Raw genomic sequence first — 255 nt, 5'->3', positions numbered from 1 at the left:
ACCGCCCCAGTCAAACTGCCCGCCTGACACGGTCCCTTCACCAGATTCATGGTGACAGGTTAGAACTCCGATACGATCAGGGTGGTATCCCAACGGCGCCTCCACACATGCTGGCGCACATGCTTCAAAGGCTCCCACCTATCCTGTACAGATCGTACCAAAGTCCAATATCAAGCTACAGTAAAGCTCCATGGGGTCTTTCCGTCTTGTCGCGGGTAACCTGCATCTTCACAGGTATTAAAATTTCACCGGATC

The 255-nt window shown here is 52.5% G+C and carries 1 rRNA gene; it reads right to left on the bottom strand.

Annotated elements, in window-relative coordinates:
* Positions 1-255, bottom strand: a 23S ribosomal RNA gene (locus tag M3180_RS22530); the annotation flags it as partial.

It is taken from the genome of Paenibacillus camelliae (genome assembly GCF_023715345.1).
GTDB lineage: Bacteria > Bacillota > Bacilli > Paenibacillales > Paenibacillaceae > Pristimantibacillus > Pristimantibacillus camelliae.
This window is presented reverse-complemented; position numbering and strand designations above follow the sequence as displayed.